Genomic DNA, 5,456 nt, shown 5'->3' on the forward strand with positions numbered 1-5,456 from the left:
GCGCTCGCGGCGGAGGGGGCGCGGCGCGTCCGGTTCGGGCCGCGCATCCTGCGCGCCGAAACGGCGCCGGTGGCGTTCGCCGCCCTCGCGTTGGCGGAGGGGGCGTCGTGAAGGGCGGCGCGAGGGACGTCGTGAGGGGCGTCGCGCGCGGTGTCGCGGCCCTGCTCGCGAGCGTCATCCTGCTGGGGGGCTGTACGCCGTTGTTCGTGCCGCCGGTCCCGGCGGAGCTCCCGGACATCCCGCCGCGCCTCCGCATCGCCGACGCCCGCCTCGAGCGGGTGGAGGCCCGACCGGTGCTGCGCTTCACGGTGCGGGAGGTGCCCCGCGACGGCTGGTTGGCGGTGCAGTGGTTCCCGCCCGCCGGGTTCGAGGTGGCCTCCGCCAGCGTCTGGTTGGACGCGGACGACGCCGGGCGCGCCGTCGCCCTGGCGGTCCCCGACGACGTCGGGTCCCTCCGGGAGGGACGCTGGCGGGTGGTCGTGTCGTGGGGGGGACGCTACGTGCGGCAGCTCGAGTGGCGCGAGCCGGCGACTGGGCCGACCGACGACGGTTGAGCGGCGTGCACGCACCGACGGGGACGGGGGGCGCCGCACGGCGCCCCCCGTCCCCGCGAACGCGTCGCTGCGCGGCGGGCGTCAGCCGTTCGCGGCGGCGGCGGCGCGCTTCGCCGCTTCGCGTTGCTTGCCTTTGAACCACACGACGAGCGGCGAGAGGATGAAGATGCTGGAGAACGTCCCGACGCCGATGCCGATCAGCAGCGTGAGGGAGAAGTCCCGGAGGACGCTCCCACCGAACAGCAGCAACGCCAGCACCGGCACGAGGGTCGTGCCGGACGTCACCAGGGTCCGCGCGAGCGTCTGGTTGACCGACAGGTCCACGATCCCCTCGTAACTCCGGTCGCGGGTCTTGCGGAGGTTCTCGCGGATCCGGTCGGCGATGATGATCGAGTCGTTCAGGCTGTAGCCGACGACGAACAACAACGCCGCCAACACCGGAATCGAGAAGTCCGCGCCGGTCAGGTGCACCACCCCGAGGGTGATGGCGACGTCGTGCAGGGCCGCGAGGATGGCGGCGATCGCGACGATCCAGGTCGGCCAGAAGCGCCACGTGACGTACGCGAGGATCGCGACGAGCGCCACCCCGATCGCGTAGAGCGCGCCGCGACGCAGGTCCGCGCCGACCGACGGCCCGACGAAGTCCGCGGACAGGAGCGACGCGTTCACCGCGTCCGCCAAGTCGTTCGGGAAGCGTTCCGCGACGCCGTCGGTCTCCACCAGCGGCGCGCGGACGCTGAGCAGGTGGTCGCCGATCGTGTCGTCGGTGACCTCGACGACCGTCGCCGCGTCGCCGCGGATGCCGTCGTAGCCGAGGGCGTCGATGGCGTCGCGGACGTCGGGAATGGCGAGGGGGCCCTCGCCCTGCAGCAGCATCGAGGTGCCGCCCGTGAAGTCGGTCGAGAAGCGCAGCCCCTGCGTCCCGATCGTCGCGACGGAGGCGACGGCGAGCAGGCCCGAGGTGCCGACGACGACGAGGGCGCGCCGGACGAAGCGGATGCGGACGCCCTGCACGTAGAAGCCGCGCGGTAGGTAGGAGCGCTTGATGCGCGTCGTCGCCAAATCGAGGATCCACGGCACGATCACGACGTTGACGAAGACCGCCGCGAGGATGCCGATCGCGAGGGTGATCGCGAAGCCGCGCACGGCACCGCTCGTGTACTGGTAGAGCGCGCCGGCGGCGAGGAGGGTCGTGACGTTCGCGTCGACGATGGCGGACAGCGAGTTGCCGAAGCCGCGCTTCATGGAGAGGCGCAGGCCGTGCCCCTCGCGCATCTCCTCCTTGATGCGTTCGAAGCTGATGACGTTGCCGTCGACCGCCGCGCCGATCGTCAACACGAGGCCGGCGAGGCCGGGCAGCGTCAGGGCGGCCCCGAGGCCGGCCAGGACGCCGAACACGAACAGCATCGCCAGGCCGATGCCGAACGCCAGGACCCCACCGAACAGCACCCCGTAGTACGCGAGGATGGCGATCAGGACGCCGGCCCCCCCGAGGAACGCCGCGGTGCGGCCGGCCGCGATCGAGTCCGCCCCGAGGGTCGGGCCGATCGCGCGGACCTCCTGCACCGACAGTTCGATCGGGAGGCTGCCGCTGCGCAGCACCAACGCGATGTCGGTCGCTTCGTCCAGCGACCCGATGCCGGTGATCTGGCCGGAGTCGCTGATGCGCGACTGCAGCGTCGGGGCGGTGATGATGCTGCCGTCGAGGACGATCGCCATCCGGCGGCCGGTGTTCGCGCCGGTGAAGTCCCCGAAGTCGCCGGCGGCCTCGCGACCGATCTCGAAGAAGACCGCGGGACCGAGCGCCGCGCCGCCCGACCGATCGAAGTCGGCGGTCGCGTCGCGCACGATCTCGCCGGTGAAGGCGGGCGCCTCGAGGTCGTCGAGGGTCAGCGACGTCGTCGGCAGGTCGTTCGCGGCCTCGCGGACGAGGGCGAACTCGAGGATCGCCTGTTGCCCGATGAGGTCCAGCGCGCGGTCCTGGTCCTCCGACGTGAGGCCGGGCAGCTCGACGACGATGCGGTTGCCGCCGCTCGTTTGGATCAGGGGTTCGGCGACGCCGAACTCGTTGACGCGGTTCTCGACGATGTTGCGGGCGGTCCGTAGGTCCTCGGGGGCGGGTTCGGGCGTGTCCGACTCCAGCACGACCCGCAGGCCGCCCTGCAGGTCGAGCCCGAGCTTCAGGGGCGCGTCGGTGCCGCCGAGCGGTTGCAGCAGGTACCAGAGGGAGGCGAGGACGGCGATCGCGAAGGCGAAGCCGGTGAGGGTGCGTTGCGTCATGGGGCTCCTCGAGGGGGGGGAGGGATGCGGCGTGGGGGGGAGGGCGACGAGGTCGGGCGCCGGCGACGTGCGGGCGCCCGGCTCGCCTCACCCCCCGTCGAGGAGGCGGCGCGCGAACCAGCGTTGGGCGCGGCCGGCCCGCACGCTGGTGCGGCCCCGCCGCGCCCGCAGGGGGGTGCGGACGGTGCGGAGCGCCAGCCCACCGAGGGCGAGCGCGAAGGCGCCGGCCGCCGCCCCCGAGGGGGCGGCGGGGGCGGGGGTCGCGCGCCAGGCGAGGTCGTCGCCGTGGCCGGGAAGCCCGACGGCGGGCCGGGGGGGCGCGCCGTCGCTCGGGGGCGCGACGCGCCACGGAACGCCGGTGACCGTGAGGGCCGCCGCGAGCGCCAGCGTCACCCCCACCGCGGCGAGGCGGTGGGGGGCGGGGGCGTTCGCGGCGGCCGCGCCCGACATCAGACGACCGGGACTTCCACCATCTCGTACGCTTCGATGACGTCGCCCTCCTGGACGTTGTCGTAGTTCTGCAGGTTCACCCCGCACTCGAAGCCCTGCCCGACCTCGCGGACGTCGTCCTTGAAGCGTTTCAGGCCGGCGATGGAGCCCTTGTAGACCTCCTTGCCGCCGCGGGTGATGCGCGCCTTGGCGTTGCGGCGCAACTGCCCGTCGGTGACGTACGACCCCGCGATCGTGCCGCTCCGCGGGACCTGGATGACGGCTCGGACCTCGGCGTGACCGATGACCTTCTCCTCGTACTCCGGTTCGATCTGCCCGCGAATGAGGCGCTGGACGTCCTCGATGAGTTGGTAGATGATCTTGTAGCTCTTGAGGGGGATGCCCTGCCGCTCCGCGGACTTCTTGACGCTGCCGGGCGGGTTCACGCCGAACGCGATGACCTGCGCGTCGGCGGTGGAGGCCAACAACAGGTCGGATTCGGTGGGCGCCCCGACGTCGGCGAGCATGATGTCCAGCTCGACCTCCTCGGCCGCCTCCGACTCCTTCTCCAGGACGCCGCGGATCGCTTCCAGCGTGCCCTGCGTGTCGGCCCGGAGGATGATCGGCAGCGTCGTGACGCGCGCCTTGCCGAACAGGTCGGCGAGGGTGAGGTCCTTGCGGCCGATCGCTTCGCGTTCCTCGGTCTCGCGCGCGTCGGCGCGTTCCTGGGTGAGGCGGCGTGCTTCGGCGTCGCTCTCGACCGCCTCGACGTCGGCGCCGGCCGCCGGTTGGCTGGAGAAGCCCAGCACCTGCACCGGGACCGACGGGCCGGCCTCCTTCAGGGTCGCGCCGGTGTGGTCGGTGAGGCGGCGGATCTTCGCCCACGCCTCCCCGGACACGATGGCGTCCCCGACGCGTAGGGTGCCCTCCTGCACGAGGACGGTGGCGAGCACGCCCGCCTGCTTGTCGAGGATCGATTCGATCACGACGCCGCGCGCCGCCCCCTGCGGGTCGGCGCGGAGGTCCTCGAGTTCGGCGACGAGGGCGATCATCTCGAGCAGGTCGGGGATCCCGTCGCCGGTGACGGCGCTGATCGGCACGGTGATGGTGTCGCCCCCGAACTCCTCGGGCACCAGCTCGACCTGCATGAGGTCCTGCTTGACCTTGTCCGGTTGGGCGTTCGGGAGGTCGATCTTGTTGATCGCGATGATCATCGGCACGCCCGCCGCGCGGGCGTGCGCGATCGCTTCGCGCGTCTGCGGCATCAACGAGTCGTCGGCGGCGACGACGATGACGGCGATGTCGGTCGCGCCGGCGCCGCGCTGCCGGATGGCGGTGAACGCCTCGTGCCCGGGCGTGTCGAGGAACGTGATCGGCCCGTGCGCGGTGTCGGCGACGTACGCCCCGATGTGTTGCGTGATGCCGCCCGCCTCCTTCGCCGCGACGCGCGTCTTACGCACGTAGTCCAGCAGGCTGGTCTTGCCGTGATCGACGTGCCCCATGACGGTCACGACCGGCGCGCGCAGCGGCCGGTCGGCGCGCCCCGCGTCCGCGGTGGCGTCCGGCGCGGTGGCGTCGGGTTCGGTGGCCTCGGATTCGGTGGCCTCGGGTTCGGTGGCCTCCGGCTCGGCGGCCGGCGTCTCGGGGGCCGGCGGGTCGGCGGTCGCGTCGCTGGGCGCCGCTTCGGTGGGGGCGGCGTCGCCGTCCCCCTGGGCGGCGACGTACTCCGTCACCGTCTCCGCGACGTCGGCCTCCAGCGAGCTGGCGTGCGACTTGTACGCGACGCCCAGGTCGTCGAGGACCGCCAACAGCTCCTTGTTCTCGAGCCCCAGGTCCTTCGCGAGTTGGTAGATCCGAATCTTGTTCGCCATTCATCCCTCCCGTGCGGGTCGGTCGATGCTCTGCGCCTCGAGGGCGGCGGCCACCTCGGCCGCCGACGCGCGGAAGGCACGCTTCAAGTCCTTTTCGTTCGCCTCCTGCGCGCACCGCGCGCAGAGCCACGCCCCGCGGCCGCCCGCGGTACCGGTCGGGTCCAGCCGCCACGCACCGTCCGCCCCCCGCGCGACGCGAACCAGCGTCGCCTTCGGCGCGCGCGTGCGGCAGCGCACGCAACGGCGCAGGGGAACGTGTCCGCGGCGGCCCGGCACTCAGGCCGTCTCCTCGTCCTCGGTCGGTTCGGCGTCGCCGTCGACC

At 73.0% G+C, this 5,456-nt stretch carries 4 protein-coding genes; 1 reads left to right on the forward strand and 3 read right to left on the reverse strand.

Annotated features, from left to right (window positions below; all coding sequences use genetic code 11):
* Nucleotides 1-131: 131 nt before the first annotated feature.
* Nucleotides 132-554: a hypothetical protein gene (locus RI554_10370; protein MDR9392419.1), complete on the forward strand. Its 423-nt coding sequence runs from the start codon at nt 132-134 to the stop codon at nt 552-554.
* 81 nt (nt 555-635) lie between these two features.
* Here the strand turns inward: RI554_10370 and secD are convergent, their stop codons facing one another.
* From secD to infB, 3 genes are all read right to left on the reverse strand, one after another.
* A complete protein-coding gene (gene secD / locus RI554_10375) occupies nt 636-2,834 on the reverse strand; it encodes a protein translocase subunit SecD (protein ID MDR9392420.1) in 2,199 nt (732 codons plus the stop codon).
* 87 nt (nt 2,835-2,921) lie between these two features.
* Nucleotides 2,922-3,284 carry a hypothetical protein gene (locus RI554_10380; GenBank protein ID MDR9392421.1) on the reverse strand — a complete coding sequence of 121 codons (363 nt, stop codon included), beginning with the start codon at nt 3,282-3,284 and terminating at the stop codon, nt 2,922-2,924.
* Nucleotides 3,284-5,134 (reverse strand): translation initiation factor IF-2, encoded by a 1,851-nt coding sequence (infB, locus tag RI554_10385; GenBank protein MDR9392422.1) that lies wholly within the window; start codon nt 5,132-5,134, stop codon nt 3,284-3,286. The genes RI554_10380 and infB overlap by 1 nt, the downstream gene beginning before the upstream one ends.
* Nucleotides 5,135-5,456 lie beyond the last annotated feature (322 nt).

This window comes from Trueperaceae bacterium, assembly GCA_031581195.1.
Classification (GTDB): Bacteria; Deinococcota; Deinococci; order Deinococcales; family Trueperaceae; genus SLSQ01.

Coding starts and splice junctions, on each gene's coding strand:
- RI554_10380 (MDR9392421.1), bottom strand. CDS start 3,284: ATGTCGGGCGCGGCCGCCGCGAACGCCCCCGCCCCCCACCGCCTCGCC.
- secD (MDR9392420.1), bottom strand. CDS start 2,834: ATGACGCAACGCACCCTCACCGGCTTCGCCTTCGCGATCGCCGTCCTC.
- infB (MDR9392422.1), bottom strand. CDS start 5,134: ATGGCGAACAAGATTCGGATCTACCAACTCGCGAAGGACCTGGGGCTC.